The organism is Kosakonia pseudosacchari, assembly GCF_015167415.1.
GTDB classification, from domain to species: domain Bacteria; phylum Pseudomonadota; class Gammaproteobacteria; order Enterobacterales; family Enterobacteriaceae; genus Kosakonia; species Kosakonia pseudosacchari.
This window is the reverse complement of record NZ_CP063425.1, coordinates 2,181,324-2,201,743: the sequence shown is the minus strand read 5'-3', so window position 1 is coordinate 2,201,743 and position 20,420 is coordinate 2,181,324. Positions and strand designations below refer to the sequence as shown.

The following is a 20,420-nucleotide window of genomic DNA, read 5'->3' as shown; positions in this document are numbered from 1 at the left end:
GATTTACCGCACAGTGGCCGAATCCCGGCGACTGTGCTATAAACATAAGTATGTTGTAACTAATGGAGTGCACCATGGCGGCCTTAGATTTGATCGAACGCCTGAACACCACCTTCCGGCAGTTGGAGCATGAACTGGCAGCGCTAAAAACCGAGTTAGCGGGCTGCCGGTTAATGGCCGCACGCGTATTTAGCCTGCCGGATGTCCCCAAAGGCGCGGAACACAATCCGCTTACCGCGATTCATGTCGAGCAACATCTTGGTCAGCAGGCGGCAGAGCTTGCCCATAAGCATTACACCCATCTTTTTATTCAGCAGCAGTCCGAAAACCGCAGTAGTAAAGCCGCCGTGCGGCTGCCGGGCGTTATTTGCTATCAGGCAAATGAGGCGACACTTAGCGCGCTGACCGGGCGCATCAGTACGGTGAACGCGCTGAAATTAGCCTTTGAGCGGATTGTCACCCAGGAATCGGGGCTGGCTCCCGCAGCCCGGTTTGAATGGGTACATCGCCACCTGCCGGGGCTTATCACTCTCAATGCTTACCGGACACTAACGGCCATTCGCGCACCGGCAACGATCCGCTTTGGCTGGGCAAATAAGCATATTATTAAAAATCTCACCCGCGATGAGGTGCTGGCACAGCTGGAAAAGAGCCTGAAATCCCCGCGCGCCGTCTCTGCATGGACGCGTGAAGAGTGGCTGGGGCGGATTGAGCAGGAGTACAACGATATCGCCGCCCTGCCCAAACAGGCGCGGCTCAAAATCAAGCGCCCGGTGAAAGTGCAGCCCATTGCCCGAGTCTGGTATGCCGGTTCACAAAAGCAGGTGCAATACGCCTGCCCGACACCGCTTATCACGCTAATTTCAGAAGAGAATGGCGGAACCGTGCCGGATATTGGCGAGCTGCTGGATTACAACGCGGAAACTATTCAACACCGCTATAAACCGCAGGCGCAGCCGCTGACGCTGATCATCCCGCGGCTGCACCTGTATCTGGCGGGTTAAGCCTGTTTCAAACTGCCCACCATCGATTCCGGACGTACCCAGCTGTCAAACTCGGCTTCCGTCAGGTAGCCGAGCGCCAGCGCAGACGCTTTCAGCGTCAGCCCCTCTTTGTGCGCTTTTTTGGCAATTTCCGCCGCTTTGTCGTAGCCGATATGGGTATTCAATGCTGTCACTAACATCAAAGACTCATTCAGCAGTTGATCAATACGCTCGCGATTGGGTTCAATCCCCACGGCGCAATGCTCGTTAAAGCTCTCCATCCCATCCGCCAGCAAACGTACCGATTGCAGGAAGTTGTGGATAACCATCGGGCGGAAAACGTTGAGCTCAAAGTTGCCGGATGCGCCACCAATATTCACCGCCACATCATTGCCCAGCACCTGGCTGCAGAGCATAGTCATCGCTTCGCACTGCGTGGGGTTCACTTTGCCTGGCATAATCGAGCTGCCCGGTTCGTTTTCCGGAATCGCGATTTCGCCAATACCACAACGCGGGCCAGAGGCGAGCCAGCGTACATCGTTCGCGATTTTCATTAATGAAGCGGCGAGCCCTTTCAGCGCGCCATGCGCATGTACCAGCGCATCGCAGGTCGCCAGCGCTTCAAATTTGTTCGGTGCGGTAATAAACGGTTGTCCGGTGAAGCTGGCCAGCTCTTGCGCCACGCGCACGGCGTATTCCGGGTGCGTATTCAGCCCGGTGCCCACGGCGGTGCCGCCCAGCGCCAGTTCGCTCAGGTGCGGCAAGCTCTGTTCGATATGTTTAAGGTTATGCTCAAGCATCGCCACCCAGCCGGAGATCTCCTGGCCCAGCGTCAGCGGCGTCGCGTCCTGCAAATGGGTACGGCCGATTTTGACAATACCGGCAAACGCGATGGCTTTCTCATTAAGCGTCTTTTTCAGTACCTGTAACTGCGGGATCAGTTGCTCGCGCACGCCAATTACCGCCGCCACATGCATCGCCGTCGGGAAAACATCATTTGAACTCTGGCTTTTATTCACGTCGTCATTGGGATGGATCTTGCGTTCCATCCCGCGCACGCCACCGAGGATTTCGCTGCCGCGATTGGCCAGCACCTCGTTCATATTCATATTGCTCTGCGTACCGGAGCCGGTCTGCCAGATAGCGAGCGGAAACTCATCGGGATGTTGACCGGCCAGCACCTCATCTGCCGCCGCGATGATCGCGCGCGCTTTCTCTTCGGGCAGCAGCCCCAAATCCTGATTAACTTTCGCCGCTGCGCGTTTGGTCAGCGCCAGGGCGTGGATCAGTGAGACCGGCATTTTTTCCGTTGAGATACGAAAGTGCTCAAGCGACCGCTGGGTTTGCGCTCCCCACAGTTTGTCTGCCGGGACGTCGATTGCGCCCATTGAATCTTTCTCACTGCGATGCGTTGCCATGACTCTCTCCTTGGTTACAAAGTGATAGTGGATTGCGACATTGCTCACCTGCAAACAAGTAAAAGTATTGATGCTTTTTATAATGTTGTTTACTGCTTTGTGCTTAAAAAAAACCGCCCCGAAGGGCGGTCAATACTATTTAACGCAGCGGGCACACTGACCGGATTGAATTTGCTGGAAGAAGTCGTTGCCTTTGTCATCCACAAGGATAAACGCCGGGAAATCTTCCACTTCAATTTTCCAGATAGCTTCCATTCCGAGTTCCGGATAAGCGACACACTCAAGGCTTTTGATACTGTTCTGCGCCAGGATCGCCGCCGGTCCGCCAATGCTGCCAAGATAAAAACCACCGTGCTTATGGCAGGCATCCGTCACCTGCTGGCTGCGGTTGCCTTTCGCCAGCATGATCATGCTGCCGCCCTGCGATTGCAGTTGATCAACATAAGAATCCATACGCCCGGCGGTGGTCGGCCCCAGCGAACCGGACGCATAACCTTCCGGCGTTTTTGCCGGACCAGCGTAGTAAATCGGGTGATCTTTAATGTACTGCGGCAGATGCTCGCCGCTGTCCATCAACTCTTTGAGCTTCGCATGGGCAATATCGCGCGCAACGATAATCGTGCCAGTGAGTGACAGGCGCGTAGAGACCGGATACTGCGAAAGCTGAGCGAGGATCGCTTTCATCGGGCGGTTAAGATCCACTTTCACCGCTTCGCCTTCACCGGCCTCGCGCAGCGCTTCAGGAATGTATTTGCCGGGATTCTGCTCTAAACGCTCCAGCCAGATGCCATCGCGATTGATTTTACCTTTGATGTTACGATCGGCTGAACAGGAAACGCCCATGCCGACCGGGCACGACGCGCCGTGGCGCGGCAGGCGGATCACGCGAATGTCGTGAGCGAAATATTTCCCGCCAAACTGCGCGCCAAGCCCGAGGTTCTGCGCTTCCACCAGCAATTCTTGCTCCAGTTGCAGGTCACGGAACGCCTGTCCGTGTTCGTTACCTTCGGTTGGCAGCGCGTCATAATATTTGGTGGAGGCAAGTTTGACCGTTTTCAGCGTCGCTTCCGCCGACGTACCGCCAATCACAAACGCGACATGGTACGGCGGGCAAGCCGCTGTGCCGAGGGTGCGCATCTTCTCAACCAGGTAGTTTTTCAGTTTCGCCGGGGTGATCAGTGCTTTGGTTTCCTGAAACAGGTAGGTCTTATTCGCCGAGCCGCCGCCTTTGGCGATACAGAGGAATTTATACTCGTCGCCATCAACGCTGTAGAGATCAATCTGCGCCGGCAGGTTGGTACCGGTATTCACCTCTTTATACATATCCAGCGGCGCGTTTTGCGAATAGCGCAGGTTCTCTTCGGTGTAGGTGTTATAGACACCACGCGCCAGCGCGGCTTCATCCCCGCCGCCGGTCCAGACGCGCTGCCCTTTTTTACCCATGATGATCGCCGTGCCGGTGTCCTGACAGGTTGGCAGAATGCCTTTGGCGGCAATGTCCGAGTTGCGCAGGAATTGCAGGGCGACATATTTGTCGTTTTCACTGGCTTCGGGATCGGCAAGGATATCGGCGACCTGCTGCTGGTGCGCCGGGCGCAGTAAAAATGAGGCGTCGTGGAAAGCGTGTTGCGCCAGCAGGGTCAGCGCTTGCGGATCCACTTTCAGGATCTGCTGGCCTTCGAACTCAGCCACAGAAACATAGTCGCGGCTTAGCAGGTAGTATTCGGTGTCATCCTTTCCGAGCGGGAAAGGATCCTGATAACAAAAGGGTTTGTTCGACATTGTTCTCTCACTTACGGCTGATCTGGTTATTGTTCAGGCAGTCAATCCATCTGCCTGTGTTAAAGCGAGTCGCCATATCCTACACAATTTTTTAACAAAAACTGAGACTAGTACGACTTTTTACCCTCGCTGGTTACTTCCGTCGGCTTTGTTGCTTTAATAACGCCATAATTTCATTAATGAGAAAGGGCTTGATAATGCAAAAACTCATCAACTCCGTGCAGAACTACGCCTGGGGAAGTAAAACGGCATTAACGGATCTCTACGGCATTGCCAATCCTGACCATCTGCCGATGGCCGAATTGTGGATGGGCGCGCATCCGAAGAGCAGCTCAAAGGTGCAGGATGCCAGCGGCCAGACCCGAGCGTTACGCGAGGTGATTGATCAGGATAAAACCCGCTTGCTGGGCAGCGCTGTCGCTGAACGTTTTGGCGAATTACCGTTCCTGTTTAAAGTGCTGTGCGCCGATCAGCCACTGTCAATTCAGGTGCATCCCAACAAGAAAAACTCCGAGATCGGTTTTGCCAAAGAGAATGCCGCAGGCATTGCGCTGGACGCCGCAGAGCGCAACTACAAAGATCCGAACCACAAGCCGGAGCTGGTGTTTGCCCTGACGCCGTTCCTTGCCATGAACGCCTTCCGCGAGTTTTCCGACATTGTTTCCTTGCTGCAACCGGTGGCGGGCGCGCACCCGGCGATCGCCCATTTCCTGCAAGCGCCGGGCGCAGAGCGCCTGAGCGAGCTGTTTGCCGCTCTGCTCAATATGCAAGGCGAGGAGAAATCCCGCGCGCTGGCGGTGCTGAAATCCGCGCTCGGTAATCACTCCGGCGAGCCGTGGCAGACCATTCGCCTGATTAGCGAGTTCTACCCGGATGACAGCGGTCTCTTCTCTCCGTTGCTGCTGAACGTGGTGAAACTGAACCCAGGCGAAGCAATGTTCCTGTTTGCCGAAACCCCGCATGCCTACCTGCAAGGCGTGGCGCTGGAAGTGATGGCGAATTCTGACAACGTGCTGCGCGCCGGGCTGACGCCGAAATACATCGACATCCCGGAACTGGTGGCGAACGTAAAATTCACGCCGAAACCCGCCAGCGAGCTGCTGACGCAACCGATGCAGCATGGCGCGGAGCTGGATTTCCCGATCCCGGTAGACGATTTCGCGTTCTCCCTGCACGATCTCAGCAGCAAGGAAACCCAGCTGGCGCAACAGAGCGCAGCCATTGTCTTCTGCGTGGAAGGCGAAGCGGTGCTCAGCAAAGAGAGCCAGCAATTAGTGCTGAAAGCGGGTGAATCGGCGTTTATCGCCGCCGACGAATCGCCTGTTGGCGTAAGCGGCACCGGTCGCGTGGCGCGAGTGTTTAATAAGTGAGAGTAAGTTACTGAACTTTTTAGCAAGGATTGCTAAGCTTGAAGGCACATCACTCGACATCCAGGCGGCGTTAACCGCCTGGTTTCTTTTTTAGGGATAAACATTATGAAAAAAACGTGGGTTGCCGCAGGGATTATCGTCGCGCTCGGTATCGTCTGGACGGGCGGAGCCTGGTACACCGGCAAACAACTTGAAGGTCGTCTGGCAGAGATGGTGAGCCAGGCGAACGCGCAAATTAAGCGCAACGCGCCGGAGGCCAATATTGAGCTCTCTGCGCAGGATTATCAGCGCGGCCTCTTTTCCAGCCAGTTAACATTAAACATTAAACCGCTCGCCGGTAGCGCCAATACCTGGCTGAAGCCGGGACAAGCCATTGTTCTGCACGAGACGGTCGATCATGGCCCGTTCCCGCTGGCGCAGCTTAAAAGCTTTAGCCTGACACCCGCGATGGCTTCCGTGCATACGCAGCTGGTCAATAACGATGTGACAAAAGGGCTGTTTGATATTGCCAAAGGCCAGGCGCCCTTCTCTGCTGACACCCGCATTGGCTATAGCGGCGATACCCGCACGGATGTCGTGCTGAGCCCACTGAATTCAGAAAAAGACGGCGACAAAGTTGCCTTTAGCGGCGGTCATTTCCGCTTCAGCGCGGACAGCAAAGGTAACGCTCTGGCGCTGAGCGGCGAAGCCGAAAGTGGCCTGGTGGATACGGTGAATGAATATGGGCAGAAAGTGCAGCTCTCGTTCAATAACCTGAAAACCGACGGTTCCAGCGAAATGTCCAGCTTTGATGAGCGTACCGGCAACCAGAAGATGAGCCTCGATAAGCTCGCGATCTCTATTGAAAATAAAGAGATGGCGCTGCTTGAAGGCATGAACTTAACCGCCAAATCTGAGGTTGCGGACGACAAAAAGAGCCTCAACAGCCAACTGGATTACTCCCTTAACAGCCTGAAGGTCCAGGGCCAGGATCTCGGCAGCGGAAAACTGACGCTGAAAGTAGGCCAGATTGACGGTAAAGCCTGGCATCAGGCCAGCGAGCAGTACGATGCGCAAATTCGTGCATTGATGGCGCAACCGGATGTCGCGCAGAACCCGGAACTCTACCAGCAGAAAGCCACCGAAGCGTTCCTCAGCATTGTGCCGCTGTTGCTGAAAGGCGAGCCGGTGCTGACCATTGCGCCGCTAAGCTGGAAAAACGCCAAAGGCGAATCGACCTTTAACATGTCTCTGTTCCTGAAAGATCCGTCAACCGCCACCGGCGCGCCGCAAACGCAGGCCGAACAAGTTGACCGCACGGTGAAATCCCTCGACAGCAAGCTGACGATCCCGCTGGATATGGCCACCGAAATGATGACGCAGGTGGCAAAACTTGAAGGTTATCAGCAAGAGGACGCGGCGAAACTGGCAAGCCAGCAGGTGAAAGGCCTGGCGGCGATGGGCCAGATGTTCCGCATCACCACCGTGGAGAACAACAGCATCCTCACCAGCCTGCAATACGCTAACGGTCAGGTGACGCTGAACGGTGAAAAAATGCCGCTGGAACAGTTTGTCGGCATGTTCGGTATGCCAGGTCTGCAACCTGCCCAGCCGGACGACGCGACGCCGCCCGTCCCTGCAGTACCGCAGCAGTAATTTTCCAGCCCCTTTCGAGGGGCTTTTTATTTTCTACCGGGTTATCTTGCCAGAATCCGAAAACGACAACCCCGTTACCGGCTCGCGCTTTTTGCGCGACAAAAACTGATAAAACCGTCTGCGCTCTGCGCATCCGCCAGAGCATTCTTTTTATGTAAGGAGAGGTTATGGCGGGGAAAACCGCGCAAAAAGCGAACCTGTGGGCATTTTTCCAGCAGCTCGGTAAAACCTTTATGCTGCCCGTTGCACTGCTGTCGTTTTGCGGCATCATGCTCGGCATTGGCAGCTCGCTGAGCAGCCACGATGTGATAACACTGCTGCCAGTGTTGGGCCATCCTTTGCTGCAGGCTATTTTCATCTGGATGAACAAAATTGGCTCGTTCGCGTTTAGTTTCCTGCCGGTGATGTTCTGCATCGCGATCCCGCTGGGACTGGCGCGTGAAGATAAAGGCGTGGCGGCTTTTTCCGGTTTTGTTGGCTATGCGGTGATGAATCTGGCGGTAAATTTCTGGCTCACCGCACAGGGCATATTGCCCACTAACGATGCGTCTTTGCTCAAAGCACATAACGTGCAGAATGTGCTCGGCATCCAGTCCATTGATACCGGGATCCTCGGCGCGGTCATTGCCGGGATTATTATCTGGCGTCTACATGAACGCTTTCACACCCTGCGCCTGCCGGATGCGCTGGCCTTTTTCGGCGGTACGCGCTCGGTGCCGATTGTCACAAGCGTCGTGATGGGCGTGGTGGGACTGGCCATCCCGCTAGTCTGGCCGTGGTTTGCCATGGCGATTAGCGGCCTCGGGCACATTATCGATCGCGCCGGAGATTTCGGGCCGATGATTTTCGGCACTGGCGAACGTCTGCTGCTCCCCTTTGGTCTGCAACATATTCTGGTGGCGTTGATCCGCTTTACGGAAGCTGGCGGAACGATGGAAGTCTGCGGACACAGCGTCAGCGGCGCTTTGACGATTTTCCAGGCACAGCTCAACTGCCCGCAGACGCACGGTTTCGCCGAAAGCGCGACGCGTTTTCTTTCGCAAGGCAAGATGCCCGCTTTCCTCGGCGGCTTACCCGGCGCGGCGCTGGCAATGTACCACTGCGCACGTCCTGAAAATCGCCACAAAATAAAAGGGCTGATGATTTCCGGCGTTATCGCCTGCGTGGTGGGCGGTACGACCGAACCGATCGAATTCCTGTTCCTGTTTGTCGCGCCGGTACTCTATTTAATTCATGCCTTGCTTACCGGCCTCGGCTTTACCGTGATGGCCGTGCTCGGCGTGACGATCGGTAATACGGACGGCAACGTGATTGATTTCATTGTCTTCGGCGTGCTGCACGGCATGGCGACTAAGTGGTATCTGGTGCCGCTGGTTGCCGCCATCTGGTTCGCTGTTTACTACGCGTTGTTCCGTTTCGCTATCACCCATTTCGACCTGAAAACACCGGGGCGCGACAACATAGTGGCAGAAAGTACGGACACCGTAACGCAAGGCGTGCCGGGCAAATCCGGTTATGACGTTCCGGCCTTGCTTAACGCGCTGGGCGGGGCGGAAAACGTCGCAACACTGGATAACTGCATTACCCGCTTACGCCTTTCGGTGAATAAGATGGATAACGTTAGTGTCGACGCCCTCAAGGCCAACCGCGCGATTGGCGTTATCAAAGTGAATGAACATGACTTACAGGTGGTGATTGGGCCACAGGTACAGTCAGTAAAAGATGAAATGGCGCAGCTCATCAATGCGCAACAATTTGGTTCAGCGGTGGAGGCGGAATAAAAATGACCACTGACACCTTCGATTTCTCCACGCCTGTTGACCGCCACGGCACCTGGTGTACGCAGTGGGATTATGTCGCCGATCGCTTCGGGCGCGCGGATTTGCTTCCTTTCACGATTTCCGACATGGATTTTGCCACCGCGCCGTGCGTAATTGACGCGCTACAACAGCGGCTTACCCATGGCGTGCTGGGTTACAGCCGCTGGAAAAACGAGGAATTTCTGGGTGCTATCTCGCTCTGGATGAGCACCCGCTTTAATACGCAGATTGATGCTGAAAGCATTGTTTATGGCCCGTCGGTTATCTGGATGATTGCCGAAATGATCCGACAGTGGTCGCAGCCGGGCGATGGCATCGTGGTTCATACCCCGGCGTATGACGCGTTTTATAAAGCCATTCAGGGGAATCAGCGGCAGTTGCTGGCTGTGCCACTACAGCACAACGACCAGGGGTGGTTCTGCGATATGGCGCAACTCGACGCCGTGCTGGCAAAGCCGGAGAGTAAAATCCTGCTGCTGTGCAGCCCGCAAAACCCGACCGGAAAAGTATGGACACACCATGAACTGGCAACCATGGCGGCGCTGTGTGAACGCCATAACGTGAAAGTGATAAGCGATGAAATTCATATGGATATGGTCTGGAGCAGCCAGGCGCACATCCCGTGGAGCGCGGTTGCACGCGGGCCGTGGGCGTTGTTTAGCTCGGCATCGAAAAGCTTCAATATTCCCGCGCTGACCGGCGCGTGGGGGCTTATTGATGATGCGCCGTCGCGCAATGGCTGGCTGGAGGCGCTGAAAAACAGCAACGGTCTCTCCTCGCCGGCAGTGCTATCTGTTGTCGCCCATATCGCCGCTTACCGGGACGGCGCACCCTGGCTGGATGCACTTCGTACTTACTTACGCGCCAATCTGGCTTATCTGGCAGAGCGCCTGAATAACGCCTTTCCGGCGCTCAACTGGCAAATACCGGAATCCACCTACCTGGCATGGATAGATTTACGTCCGTTAGGTATTGATGATTCCGCCCTGCAAAAAGCGCTGATCGAGGAGCAAAAGGTGGCCATTATGCGCGGCGATACCTACGGCGCGGAAGGTCGGGGGTTTGTGCGGCTGAATGTCGGTTGCCCGCGGGTAAAACTTGAGCAAGGCGTGACGGGATTAATCGCAGCATTAGCATCGCTTAGTTAAGCCAATATTTGCGCAACTCGCCCGACGGGTTGCGCAAGATAGCTTTTTACCGCCTTTTGTCTCTATAATGGCGAGCACTTTCTTACAATAAGAGTGCGACCATGATTGATCCCAACCTGCCGTTAACTGATATTCATCGCCATCTCGACGGAAACATCCGTGCACAAACGATTCTGGATCTTGGCCGCCAGTACAATCTGCCCCTGCCTGCACAAACACTTGAAGCACTGCGTCCGCATGTTCAGGTCACCTCTAATGAACCGGATTTGGTCAGCTTCCTCGCGAAACTCGACTGGGGTGTCAAAGTGCTGGCGTCACTGGACGCCTGTCGTCGCGTCGCTTATGAAAACATGCAGGACGCGGCGCTGAACGGCTTGCACTACGTTGAACTGCGTTTTTCGCCAGGTTACATGGCGATGACACACAACCTGCCGGTAGCGGGCGTTGTGGAAGCGGTGATTGCCGGTGTGCGCGACGGCAGCCGTGATTTCAATGTGCAGGCGCGCTTAATCGGCATTATGAGCCGCACCTTCGGCGAGGCCGCATGTTTACAGGAACTCGATGCGCTGCTGGCGCACCGCGACGGCATTACCGCGCTGGATCTGGCCGGTGATGAGCTGGGTTTCCCCGGCAGTCTTTTCCTTTCACATTTTAACCGTGCGCGCGATGCGGGCTGGCAGATTACTGTGCATGCGGGAGAAGCCGCTGGCCCGGAAAGCATCTGGCAGGCGATTCGTGAACTCGGTGCGGTGCGAATCGGACACGGCGTGAAAGCGATTGAAGATGCCGCGCTGATGGATTTTCTCGCCGAGCAACGTATTGGTATCGAATCCTGTCTGACCTCGAATATTCAGACCAGCACCGTGCCGTCCCTCGCCCGCCATCCGCTGAAAACCTTCCTTGAACATGGCATTCTGGCGAGCATCAATACCGACGATCCCGCTGTGCAAGGTGTCGAAATTGGTCATGAATATCAGGTTGCCGCCCCGGCTGCCGGGCTGAGTCGCGAACAGATTCGCCAGGCACAGATTAACGGGCTGGAGATGGCTTTTCTTAGCGCAGCGGAAAAACAAGCGCTGCGCGATAGCGTTGCGAAGGCGTAAGAAGGAAGAAGAAAACCGCTCACGACACGGCGTGAGCGGTAATTTTTCAGGTCAGGCTCAGCGTAGAACGATGTTTTGCAGATTCAATACCCAGCTCAATCAACTCCATTATCTGGATCGCCTGGCTGGCCGGAACCGGGTTTTCCCCCACGCCGTTCAGCGCGTCGCGAATAGCCGCGTAATAAGCCGGGTAATTTCCCGGTAGCGTCAGCCAGTTCTCTTCCTTACGATCTTCGCCGTCAACGCGGGTTAATACGCCGTCACGCATGTCATAACCCCAGTCGGCCTGCGGTAACCGCGCACCACTTTTCAGGCACTCCTCCTGTGGATCCAGGCCATATTTCACGTAACTGCCGCGCGACCCATGCACGATATAGCGGGCCGATTCTGCGGCAGCCAGCATTGTGCCGTGCAATACAACGCGCCGCTGTGGGTAGGCAAGCACCGCGTGAAAATAGTCTGTCGATTGCGCGCCTGGGCGTAACTGCGCCAGATCCACCGTCATCGATACCGGTAAGCCGAAAAGGTTAACCGCCTGATCGAGCAGATGCGGCGCCAAATCATACCAGATGCCACTGCCTGGCCCGCCTTGCTCGCGCCAGCGGTTACGCACCTGTGGGCGGAAACGATCAAAATGCGACTCAAAATAGGCCACTTCGCCCAGCGCACCGTCGGCCAGCAAGGCTTTCAGCGTTAAAAAATCGCTGTCCCAACGGCGGTTATGGAACACCGACAACACACGCCCGAGGCTACGCGCCAGCGCATCCAGCTCACGGGCTTGTGACAGTGTCACGGTGAAAGGTTTATCTACCACCACATGTTTGCCCGCTTCCAGCGCCGCTTTGGCCAGCGGGAAATGGGTATCGTTCGGCGTGGGGATGACAATCAGGTCAATCGACGGATCGTTGAACAGATGCTTCGGCTCGGAGACAACCGGCACGGCTGGCCAATCCGCTTTTACTTTCGATTCGTCGCTGCTGGAAATCGCGGCCAGCTCCATTCCCGCCGTTCCGGCAATCAACGGCGCATGAAATGTTTTACTGGCGTAGCCATAACCTATTAATCCGACACGGATATTATCGCTCATAGAGTGGTCTCTCCTTATTGGAACGTCTATTTCACACCATCTGCCAGGTGGCGACAACCGCTTCAGCAACCCATTAGCGAAACGAATGAATTTACCGCGCTCAGCCCTGGTTTCTGCCTAAAAAATCTGCTTAAATCTGCAACCAGGCGCCGGTTTTTATCGGCAGCCGCAGATAAAAGTAAACATCAGGGAGTAGTAAAAGTATGGCCGGAATTTTCAATCGGATTATTGAATTAATGGGCTGGGTGGTACTCGGCATATCGACCATTCTTTTGGTTTTTGCCAGCCATATTGATAATTATCAGCCCCCTGAACAGAGCGTCGCGGCACAAAAGAAATAATCACCGCCATAAAACGCGCAAAGTGTAACTCAGCGTCATATCGTTATTGCCAGCCATGGCGAAGGGCGTTAATCTTCACAGCCGGGCGCTGTTCTGGTGCCTGGTTTTACCTGAAAAGAAAACTCTTAATTTAGTGGCAGACCATTCCTGTGCTATTTACGCCCGGGTAATATTGTTTATTATTCGTACAAAATTAGCCCGCGTATATTTTCTGCCTCTTTCTTATTATATGGACACCCCTCGACATGACCGTTCAGGACTATTTATTAAAATTCCGCAAAATCAGTTCGCTTGAAAGTCTGGAAAAATTGTTTGATCACCTCAACTACACGCTGACCGACAGCGGTGAAATTATCAACATGTACCGCGCAGCCGATCATCGACGTGCTGAATTGGTTTCTGGCGGCCGCCTGTTTGACATTGGGTGCGTTCCGCGCTCGGTATGGCGCTACGTGCAGTAACGCCGCTGGCATTCGTCGTGTAATGCTTTATACTCCTCGCCCGGCGAAATCATTCAGAGCATTAATGCCTTAACAGAGGAATACGCATGACAACGACTCCCGCAGAAAGAATCGGAGGCTGGTTACTCGGCCCTCTGGCCTGGTTGCTGGTCACGTTATTAAGCACCTCGCTGGCATTATTGCTGTATGCCACCGCCTTGATGTCACCCCAGTCGGTCACGGCGCTGGGCGCACAACCGCTGAAACAGACCATACTGTGGTTCGTCTCGTTCGCCTTCGCTATTGCCATCTGGTATTACACCTTCTGGCTGGTTATCGCCTTTTTTAAACGCCGCCGCAGCGTGCCAAGGCACTATATTATCTGGCTTTTGGTCTGCGTATTGCTCTCCGTGAAAGCCTTTGCGTTCGCTCCCGTCTCCGACGAACTGGCGCTGCGTCAGTTACTCTTTCCGCTGCTTGCAGCCGCGTTGATGGTGCCCTATTTCAAGCGCTCAAGCCGCGTGAAAAGGACCTTTGTTAATCCGTAAAACCTTACAGTTATCCTGTTGTCGCCCGGTGCTGTTTGACCGATAATAGGCGGCTTTTTTTATTTCAGGCCACATAATGACAGACTATCTGCTGCTATTTATCGGAACGGTACTGGTCAACAACTTCGTGCTGGTGAAGTTTCTTGGCTTGTGTCCGTTTATGGGCGTTTCCAAAAAACTGGAAAGCGCAATGGGCATGGGACTGGCGACCACCTTCGTGATGACGATGGCGTCTATCTGTGCCTGGCTCATCGATACATGGGTACTGATCCCGCTGGATTTAGTCTATCTGCGCACGCTGGCGTTTATCCTGATTATCGCCGTGGTGGTGCAGTTCACCGAAATGGTGGTGCGCAAAACCAGCCCGGCGCTTTATCGCCTGCTGGGTATCTTCCTGCCGCTGATCACCACTAACTGCGCAGTGCTCGGCGTGGCCCTGCTCAATATCAATCTTGGGCACAATTTCATGCAATCGGCGTTGTATGGCTTCGCCGCCGCCGTAGGGTTCTCACTGGTGATGGTGTTATTCGCCGCGATTCGCGAACGTCTTGCCGTTGCCGATGTGCCCGCGCCCTTTCGTGGCAATGCGATTGCGTTAATCACTGCGGGCTTAATGTCTCTGGCCTTTATGGGCTTTAGTGGTCTGGTGAAACTGTAATATGAGTGCGATTTCCATAGCCGTTGCCGCACTGAGCGTGCTGGGGCTGCTGTTTGGCGTCATTCTGGGTTATGCCTCCCGCCGTTTTGCGGTGGAGGATGACCCGGTCGTTGAACGCGTTGATGAATTGTTACCGCAAAGCCAGTGCGGACAGTGCGGCTACCCTGGCTGCCGTCCTTACGCTGAGGCGGTTGGTTTGCAGGGTGAAAAAATTAACCGCTGCGCCCCCGGTGGCGAAGCGGTTATGCTGAAAATCGCCGCGCTGCTGAATGTCGATCCGCAACCAATTGATGGCGATGCAGCAGCGCTTGAGCCTGTGCGTATGCTGGCGGTAATCGATGAGAACAATTGCATTGGCTGCACAAAATGCATTCAGGCCTGCCCGGTAGACGCCATTCTTGGCGCAACGCGCGCCATGCATACGGTGATGAGCGATCTGTGCACCGGCTGTAATCTTTGTGTGGATCCGTGCCCGACGCAGTGCATTGAACTGCGTCCTGTGGAAACGACCACCCATAGCTGGAAATGGGATTTGCAGTCCATTCCGGTGCGAAATATTCCTGTGGAACACCATGCTTAAGTTATTTTCCGCTTTCCGAAAAGAGAAACTGTGGGATTTTCACGGCGGCATTCACCCGCCTGAAATGAAAACCCAATCAAACGGCACGCCGCTGCGCCAGTTGCCGCTGGCGAACCGCTTTGTGATCCCCCTCAAGCAGCACCTTGGTGCTGAAGGCGAACTGTGCGTGCGCGTCGGTGACAAGGTATTGCGCGGGCAACCGCTGACGCGGGGTCGTGGCCGTATGTTGCCTGTTCACGCGCCAACTTCCGGCACCGTGGTCGCGATTGCGCCCCACTCCACCGCGCATCCCTCCGCGCTGCCAGAGATGAGCGTCATTATTGAAGCGGATGGTGAAGATCGCTGGATCGAGCGTGACGGCTGGCCGGATTACCGTTCCCACAGTTATGACGCGTTAATTGAGCGTATCCATCAGTTTGGCGTTGCGGGGCTTGGCGGTGCGGGCTTCCCTACCGCAGCAAAACTGCACGGCGGTGGCGATAAAATCGACACGCTGATTATTAACGCGGCGGAATGCGAACCCTATATCACCGCCGATGACCGTTTAATGCAGGATTGCGCGGCGCAGATTATGGAAGGCGTGCGCATTCTGGCGCACATTCTTAAACCGCGTCAGGTGTTGATTGGTATTGAGGATAACAAACCGCAGGCGATCTCGATGATGCGTGCGGTACTGGCGGGCAGCCATGATATTCAGTTGAAAGTCATTCCAACGAAATATCCCTCCGGCGGTGCCAAACAGCTTACGCAGATCCTCACCGGCAAGCAGGTGCCGCATGGCGGGCGTTCGTCGGACATCGGTATTCTGATGCAAAACGTCGGTACCGCGTATGCGGTTAAACGCGCGGTGATCGACGGCGAGCCTTTAACGGAGCGCGTTGTGACGGTGACCGGTGAAGCGGTTACCCGGCCGGGAAATGTCTGGGCGCGCCTGGGAACACCGGTTCGCCATCTGCTGGATTTCGCCGGTTTCTGTCCTTCTTCCGAGCAACTGGTGATTATGGGCGGTCCGCTGATGGGCTTTACGCTGCCGTGGCTGGATGTGCCGGTAGTCAAAATCACCAACTGCCTGTTGGCGCCTTCCGCCAGCGAAATGGGCGAGCCGCAGGAAGAGAAAGGCTGTATTCGCTGTAGCGCCTGCGCCGACGCCTGCCCGGCCGATTTGCTGCCTCAGCAACTCTACTGGTTCAGCAAAGGCCAGCAGCACGACAAAGCGACGGCGCATAACCTTTCTGACTGCATCGAGTGTGGTGCCTGCGCCTGGGTGTGCCCAAGTAATATTCCGCTGGTGCAATATTTCCGCCAGGAGAAGGCGGAGATTTACGCCATCGCCCAGGAAGAAAAACGCAACGCCGAAGCCAAAGCACGCTTTGAAGCGCGTCAGGCACGTCTTGAGCGGGAAAAAATCGCCCGCCAGCAGCGTCATAAACAGGCTGCGGTTCAACCTGCCGCTAAAGATCAACAGGCAATTGATGCCGCGCTGGCGCGCGTACGCGAAAAACAGACGACCGCCGCGCAGCCAGTTGTAATTCAGGCTGGTGCCCAGCCCGATAACAGCGACGTGATTGCGGCGCGCGAAGCACGCAAAGCGCAGGCGCGCGCTCGCCAGGCAGAAAAAGCGCAGCAGCTGGAAAACAGTGCCGCCACCGGCGAAACAGCCGATCCACGCAAAGCCGCCGTTGAAGCGGCGATTGCCCGCGCCAAAGCGCGCAAGCTCGCCCAGAACCATCCTGCCGAATCGGCAGTCAAAGCTGACCAGCCGCAGATTGAGACCGAACAACAGGCTGAATCTGTACCGGTCGATCCACGCAAAGCCGCGGTTGAAGCGGCGATTGCCCGCGCCAAAGCGCGTAAACTCGCGCAGAGCCAGTCTGCTGAATCGGCAGCCAAAGCTGATCAGCCGCAGATTGAGGCCGGACAACAGGCTGAATCTGTACCGGTCGATCCGCGTAAAGCCGCCGTTGAAGCGGCAATTGCCCGCGCCAAAGCGCGCAAACTCGCCCAGAACCAGCCTGCTGAATCGGCAGTCAAAGCTGATCAGCCGCAGATTGAGGCCGAACAACAGGCTGAATCAGCACCGGTCGATCCACGTAAAGCCGCCGTTGAAGCAGCGATTGCCCGCGCCAAAGCGCGTAAACTCACCCAGAGCCAGTCTGCTGAATCGGCAGCCAAAGCTGAGCAACCGCAGATTGAGGCCGAACAACAAGCTGAATCGGCAGCCAATGTTGAGCAACCTCATGCGGAAGCAGAACAATCACCGGCTGAATCTGCACCGGTCGATCCACGCAAAGCCGCGGTTGAAGCGGCAATTGCCCGCGCCAAAGCGCGCAAATTAGAACAACGACAAGCCGCCGCGCAAGCTGATGATGTCTCGTCTTTTGCGCAGGCTGCCAATGACGACCCGCGCAAAGCCGCAGTCGCCGCAGCCATCGCCCGTGTTCAGGCGAAGAAGGCCGCACAGCAAGCCGTTAACGAGGATTAAATGGTTTTCAGAATCGCAAGTTCCCCTTATACCCATAACCAGCGCCAGACCTCACGTATTATGCTGCTGGTGACGCTCGCGACCGTGCCGGGCATTGCTGCGCAACTGTGGTTTTTCGGTTGGGGGACGCTGATACAGATCATTCTCGCGATTATCAGCGCACTGGCTGCCGAAGCGCTGGTACTGAAATTACGCAAGCAGAACGTTGGTGCGATCCTGGCGGATAATTCTGCCCTGCTGACCGGTCTGCTGCTGGCTATCAGTATTCCCTCCTTCGCCCCGTGGTGGATGGTAGTACTTGGCACCGTGTTCGCGGTGATTATCGCCAAACAGCTTTATGGCGGGTTAGGCCACAACCCGTTTAACCCGGCGATGATTGGCTATGTGGTGCTGCTTATCTCCTTCCCGGTGCAGATGACCAGCTGGCTGCCGCCGTATGAAATCGCACGTACCGTGCCCGGCTTCGTGGATGCACTGCAGGTTATTTTCACTGGTCACACTGCCGCTGGCGCAAATATGGAAACGCTGCGCATTGGTATTGATGGCGTCAGCCAGGCGACGCCGCTGGATACCTTTAAAACCTCACTGCATGCCGGACACAGCGTTGAGCAGATCCTGCGCTCCCCTATCTATAGCGGCGTGCTGGCCGGTGCGGGCTGGCAGTGGGTCAACCTCGGTTATCTGGCCGGTGGTCTGTTCCTGCTATGGCAGAAAACCATTCGCTGGCATATCCCGGTAAGCTTCCTGCTGACGCTGGCGATTTGTGCCACCCTCGGCTGGGTTTTCGCCCCGCAATCGCTGGCTACGCCGCAATTGCATCTGCTCTCTGGCGCAACCATGCTGGGCGCGTTTTTCATTCTGACCGATCCGGTTACCGCCTCAACCACCAACAAAGGCCGTCTGATTTTTGGCGCGCTGGCGGGTGTGCTGGTGTGGCTTATCCGCAGTTTTGGCGGCTACCCGGATGGCGTGGCTTTTGCTGTATTACTGGCAAATATTACCGTGCCGTTGATTGATTACTACACGCGCCCGCGCGTGTACGGGCATCGTTAAGGAGCCGCCATGCTAAAGACAATGCGTAAACATGGCGTGACGCTGGCGCTGTTCGCCGCAGGTTCTACCGGGCTGACCGCCGCAATAGACCAAATGACCAAAACAACCATTGCCGACCAGGCCACGCTGCAACAAAAAGCGCTGTTTGATCAGGTGATCCCAGGCGACAGTTATACTAACTCGCTGCAACAGAGCTGTTTTCTGGTCAGCGATCCGGCGCTTGGCAAAGGGCAACACCATGTGTGGATCGCCAAAAAAGATGACAAGCCGGTGGCTGCTGTCCTTGAAGCGACCGCGCCGGACGGCTACTCAGGCGCAATCCAGCTACTTGTTGGCGCAGACTTCAGCGGCACCGTTCTGGGTGTGCGCGTGACAGAGCACCATGAAACGCCGGGTCTCGGCGATAAGATTGAGCTGCGTATTTCCGACTGGATCACCCACTTCAGCGGGAAGCGGATTGACGGCGCGACCGATAGCCACTTTGCGGTGAAAAAAGATGGCGGCGATTTTGATCAGTTTACCGGTGCGACCATCACGCCGCGCGCGGTCGTTAACGCGGTAAAACGCACCGGCCTGTACGCGATGACGCTGCCGGAACAGCTTTCCCGTTTACCGGGTTGTGGAGAGTAAGCGATGAGCGAAGTCAAAGAGGTTATTGTTCAGGGGCTGTGGAAAAACAACTCTGCGCTGGTACAGCTGCTGGGCATGTGTCCGTTGCTGGCGGTAACATCCACCGCCACCAACGCGCTGGGGCTCGGGCTGGCGACCACGCTGGTTTTAACCCTGACCAACCTGTTTATTTCCACCCTGCGTCGCTGGACGCCGGATGAGATCCGCATCCCGATTTACGTCATGATCATCGCCTCGGTGGTTAGTGCAGTACAAATGCTGATCAACGCCTATGCGTTCGGGCTTTACCAGTCACTGGGGATTTTTATTCCGCTGATCGTCACCAACTGTATTGTGGTTGGTCGTGCTGAAGCGTTTGCGGCGAAAAAAGGCCCGGCCCTTTCTGCACTCGACGGCTTCTCTATCGGTATGGGGGCGACCGGTGCCATGTTCGTGCTGGGTTCCCTGCGTGAGATCCTCGGTAACGGTACGCTGTTTGACGGCGCAGATAGCCTGTTAGGCGGCTGGGCGAAAGCGCTGCGCATAGAAGTATTCCACACCGATTCCCCGTTTCTGCTGGCGATGTTACCGCCGGGCGCGTTTATTGGCCTCGGCATGATGCTGGCGGTGAAATACCTTATCGATCAGAAGATGAAAAAACGTCGTGAAGCGGCGGCGACAGCGGCAAACGACAGCACGCAGGCCGCGCCCGGGAAGGCATAATGAATAAAGCAAAACGACTGGAAATTTTAACCCGCTTACGGGAAAACAATCCGCACCCGACCACCGAGCTGAATTTCACTTCTCCGTTTGAGCTGCTGATTGCCGTGCTGCTCTCTGCACAGGCCACTGATGTCAGCGTCAACAAAGCCACCGCCCTGCTCTACCCGGTAGCAAACACGCCCAAAGCGATGCTGGAACTGGGCGTTGAAGGGGTGAAACAGTACATCAAAACCATCGGCTTGTTTAACAGCAAAGCGGAGAATGTCATCAAGACCTGCCGTATTTTGCTGGAGCAGCACAATGGCGAAGTGCCGGAAGACAGAGCCGCGCTGGAAGCGCTGCCGGGCGTCGGGCGTAAAACCGCCAATGTGGTGCTCAACACCGCGTTTGGCTGGCCGACCATCGCTGTGGACACGCATATTTTTCGCGTTTCTAACCGCACGCGGTTCGCGCCGGGTAAAAACGTCGAGGAAGTTGAAGAGAAGTTGCTGAAAGTGGTGCCCGCGGAATTTAAAGTCGATTGCCACCACTGGTTGATCCTGCACGGGCGATACACCTGCATCGCCCGTAAGCCGCGCTGCGGCTCCTGTATTATTGAAGATCTGTGCGAGTACGACAGTAAGGTCGATATTTAACGCCC

At 55.8% G+C, this 20,420-nt stretch carries 19 protein-coding genes; 16 read left to right on the top strand and 3 right to left on the bottom strand.

Annotated features, from left to right (window positions below; genetic code table 11):
- Nucleotides 1–74: 74 nt before the first annotated feature.
- The gene (gene tus, locus IP581_RS10365; RefSeq protein ID WP_193822475.1) at nucleotides 75–1,004 is read left to right on the top strand and encodes a DNA replication terminus site-binding protein; all 930 of its coding nucleotides are present in this window, start codon (nucleotides 75–77) and stop codon (nucleotides 1,002–1,004) included.
- On the opposite strand, the gene fumC is transcribed toward tus, so the two are convergent.
- Together fumC and fumA are read right to left on the bottom strand one after the other, a co-directional pair.
- Nucleotides 1,001–2,401, bottom strand: coding sequence for a class II fumarate hydratase (gene fumC / locus IP581_RS10360; RefSeq protein ID WP_086869333.1), 1,401 nt, complete (start codon nucleotides 2,399–2,401; stop codon nucleotides 1,001–1,003). The genes tus and fumC overlap by 4 nt on opposite strands.
- Before the next feature lie 135 nt (nucleotides 2,402–2,536).
- The gene (gene fumA, locus IP581_RS10355; RefSeq protein ID WP_193822474.1) at nucleotides 2,537–4,183 is read right to left on the bottom strand and encodes a class I fumarate hydratase FumA; all 1,647 of its coding nucleotides are present in this window, start codon (nucleotides 4,181–4,183) and stop codon (nucleotides 2,537–2,539) included.
- A 197-nt stretch (nucleotides 4,184–4,380) separates the two neighbouring features.
- On the opposite strand from fumA, the gene manA reads away from it, so the two are divergent.
- From manA to add, 5 genes are all read left to right on the top strand, one after another.
- Nucleotides 4,381–5,553: a mannose-6-phosphate isomerase gene (manA, locus tag IP581_RS10350; RefSeq protein WP_193822473.1), complete on the top strand. Its 1,173-nt coding sequence runs from the start codon at nucleotides 4,381–4,383 to the stop codon at nucleotides 5,551–5,553.
- 105 nt (nucleotides 5,554–5,658) lie between these two features.
- Complete coding sequence (locus IP581_RS10345; protein WP_193822472.1) at nucleotides 5,659–7,188, top strand: YdgA family protein; 1,530 nt, start codon at nucleotides 5,659–5,661, stop codon at nucleotides 7,186–7,188.
- A 167-nt stretch (nucleotides 7,189–7,355) separates the two neighbouring features.
- Nucleotides 7,356–8,969 (top strand): maltose/glucose-specific PTS transporter subunit IIBC, encoded by a 1,614-nt coding sequence (malX, locus tag IP581_RS10340; RefSeq protein ID WP_193822471.1) that lies wholly within the window; start codon nucleotides 7,356–7,358, stop codon nucleotides 8,967–8,969.
- 2 nt (nucleotides 8,970–8,971) lie between these two features.
- A complete protein-coding gene (locus IP581_RS10335; protein WP_193822470.1) occupies nucleotides 8,972–10,156 on the top strand; it encodes a MalY/PatB family protein in 1,185 nt (394 codons plus the stop codon).
- A 101-nt stretch (nucleotides 10,157–10,257) separates the two neighbouring features.
- Nucleotides 10,258–11,259, top strand: coding sequence for an adenosine deaminase (gene add / locus IP581_RS10330; RefSeq protein ID WP_097402081.1), 1,002 nt, complete (start codon nucleotides 10,258–10,260; stop codon nucleotides 11,257–11,259).
- 46 nt (nucleotides 11,260–11,305) lie between these two features.
- Here add and IP581_RS10325 read toward each other — a convergent pair whose 3' ends face one another.
- Complete coding sequence (locus IP581_RS10325; protein WP_193822469.1) at nucleotides 11,306–12,346, bottom strand: oxidoreductase; 1,041 nt, start codon at nucleotides 12,344–12,346, stop codon at nucleotides 11,306–11,308.
- 203 nt (nucleotides 12,347–12,549) lie between these two features.
- Here IP581_RS10325 and blr point away from each other — a divergent pair, with 203 nt between their 5' ends.
- The 10 genes from blr (at nucleotide 12,550) to nth (ending at nucleotide 20,415) form a co-directional block, all read left to right on the top strand.
- Complete coding sequence (gene blr, locus IP581_RS10320; RefSeq protein ID WP_086869349.1) at nucleotides 12,550–12,687, top strand: division septum protein Blr; 138 nt, start codon at nucleotides 12,550–12,552, stop codon at nucleotides 12,685–12,687.
- Nucleotides 12,688–12,932: 245 nt separating this feature from the next.
- Entirely contained in the window at nucleotides 12,933–13,148 is a 216-nt protein-coding gene (ydgT, locus tag IP581_RS10315; protein ID WP_016496264.1) for a transcription modulator YdgT, read from the top strand.
- Between the two features lie 86 nt (nucleotides 13,149–13,234).
- Nucleotides 13,235–13,675 (top strand): DUF2569 domain-containing protein, encoded by a 441-nt coding sequence (locus tag IP581_RS10310; RefSeq protein ID WP_193822468.1) that lies wholly within the window; start codon nucleotides 13,235–13,237, stop codon nucleotides 13,673–13,675.
- A 76-nt stretch (nucleotides 13,676–13,751) separates the two neighbouring features.
- Nucleotides 13,752–14,333, top strand: coding sequence for an electron transport complex subunit RsxA (gene rsxA / locus IP581_RS10305; RefSeq protein ID WP_016496266.1), 582 nt, complete (start codon nucleotides 13,752–13,754; stop codon nucleotides 14,331–14,333).
- A gap of 1 nt (nucleotide 14,334) precedes the next feature.
- The gene (gene rsxB / locus IP581_RS10300; RefSeq protein WP_016496267.1) at nucleotides 14,335–14,913 is read left to right on the top strand and encodes an electron transport complex subunit RsxB; all 579 of its coding nucleotides are present in this window, start codon (nucleotides 14,335–14,337) and stop codon (nucleotides 14,911–14,913) included.
- Nucleotides 14,906–17,395, top strand: a complete 2,490-nt coding sequence (gene rsxC, locus IP581_RS10295; RefSeq protein ID WP_193822467.1) for an electron transport complex subunit RsxC — start codon at nucleotides 14,906–14,908, stop codon at nucleotides 17,393–17,395. Before rsxB ends, rsxC begins: the two co-directional genes overlap by 8 nt.
- Entirely contained in the window at nucleotides 17,396–18,448 is a 1,053-nt protein-coding gene (rsxD, locus tag IP581_RS10290) for an electron transport complex subunit RsxD (protein WP_193822466.1), read from the top strand.
- Between the two features lie 9 nt (nucleotides 18,449–18,457).
- Nucleotides 18,458–19,078: an electron transport complex subunit RsxG gene (rsxG, locus tag IP581_RS10285; RefSeq protein ID WP_097402085.1), complete on the top strand. Its 621-nt coding sequence runs from the start codon at nucleotides 18,458–18,460 to the stop codon at nucleotides 19,076–19,078.
- 3 nt (nucleotides 19,079–19,081) lie between these two features.
- Nucleotides 19,082–19,780, top strand: coding sequence for an electron transport complex subunit E (locus tag IP581_RS10280; RefSeq protein WP_097402086.1), 699 nt, complete (start codon nucleotides 19,082–19,084; stop codon nucleotides 19,778–19,780).
- Nucleotides 19,780–20,415, top strand: a complete 636-nt coding sequence (nth, locus tag IP581_RS10275) for an endonuclease III (RefSeq protein WP_097402087.1) — start codon at nucleotides 19,780–19,782, stop codon at nucleotides 20,413–20,415. Before IP581_RS10280 ends, nth begins: the two co-directional genes overlap by 1 nt.
- The last annotated feature ends 5 nt before the right edge of the window (nucleotides 20,416–20,420 follow it).

Excerpts from the sequence above, each read along its gene's own strand:
- tus (WP_193822475.1), top strand. The coding sequence starts at position 75 with ATGGCGGCCTTAGATTTGATCGAACGCCTGAACACCACCTTCCGGCAG.
- fumC (WP_086869333.1), bottom strand. The coding sequence starts at position 2,401 with ATGGCAACGCATCGCAGTGAGAAAGATTCAATGGGCGCAATCGACGTC.
- fumA (WP_193822474.1), bottom strand. The coding sequence starts at position 4,183 with ATGTCGAACAAACCCTTTTGTTATCAGGATCCTTTCCCGCTCGGAAAG.
- manA (WP_193822473.1), top strand. The coding sequence starts at position 4,381 with ATGCAAAAACTCATCAACTCCGTGCAGAACTACGCCTGGGGAAGTAAA.
- IP581_RS10345 (WP_193822472.1), top strand. The coding sequence starts at position 5,659 with ATGAAAAAAACGTGGGTTGCCGCAGGGATTATCGTCGCGCTCGGTATC.
- malX (WP_193822471.1), top strand. The coding sequence starts at position 7,356 with ATGGCGGGGAAAACCGCGCAAAAAGCGAACCTGTGGGCATTTTTCCAG.
- IP581_RS10335 (WP_193822470.1), top strand. The coding sequence starts at position 8,972 with ATGACCACTGACACCTTCGATTTCTCCACGCCTGTTGACCGCCACGGC.
- add (WP_097402081.1), top strand. The coding sequence starts at position 10,258 with ATGATTGATCCCAACCTGCCGTTAACTGATATTCATCGCCATCTCGAC.
- IP581_RS10325 (WP_193822469.1), bottom strand. The coding sequence starts at position 12,346 with ATGAGCGATAATATCCGTGTCGGATTAATAGGTTATGGCTACGCCAGT.
- blr (WP_086869349.1), top strand. The coding sequence starts at position 12,550 with ATGGCCGGAATTTTCAATCGGATTATTGAATTAATGGGCTGGGTGGTA.
- ydgT (WP_016496264.1), top strand. The coding sequence starts at position 12,933 with ATGACCGTTCAGGACTATTTATTAAAATTCCGCAAAATCAGTTCGCTT.
- IP581_RS10310 (WP_193822468.1), top strand. The coding sequence starts at position 13,235 with ATGACAACGACTCCCGCAGAAAGAATCGGAGGCTGGTTACTCGGCCCT.
- rsxA (WP_016496266.1), top strand. The coding sequence starts at position 13,752 with ATGACAGACTATCTGCTGCTATTTATCGGAACGGTACTGGTCAACAAC.
- rsxB (WP_016496267.1), top strand. The coding sequence starts at position 14,335 with ATGAGTGCGATTTCCATAGCCGTTGCCGCACTGAGCGTGCTGGGGCTG.
- rsxC (WP_193822467.1), top strand. The coding sequence starts at position 14,906 with ATGCTTAAGTTATTTTCCGCTTTCCGAAAAGAGAAACTGTGGGATTTT.
- rsxD (WP_193822466.1), top strand. The coding sequence starts at position 17,396 with ATGGTTTTCAGAATCGCAAGTTCCCCTTATACCCATAACCAGCGCCAG.
- rsxG (WP_097402085.1), top strand. The coding sequence starts at position 18,458 with ATGCTAAAGACAATGCGTAAACATGGCGTGACGCTGGCGCTGTTCGCC.
- IP581_RS10280 (WP_097402086.1), top strand. The coding sequence starts at position 19,082 with ATGAGCGAAGTCAAAGAGGTTATTGTTCAGGGGCTGTGGAAAAACAAC.
- nth (WP_097402087.1), top strand. The coding sequence starts at position 19,780 with ATGAATAAAGCAAAACGACTGGAAATTTTAACCCGCTTACGGGAAAAC.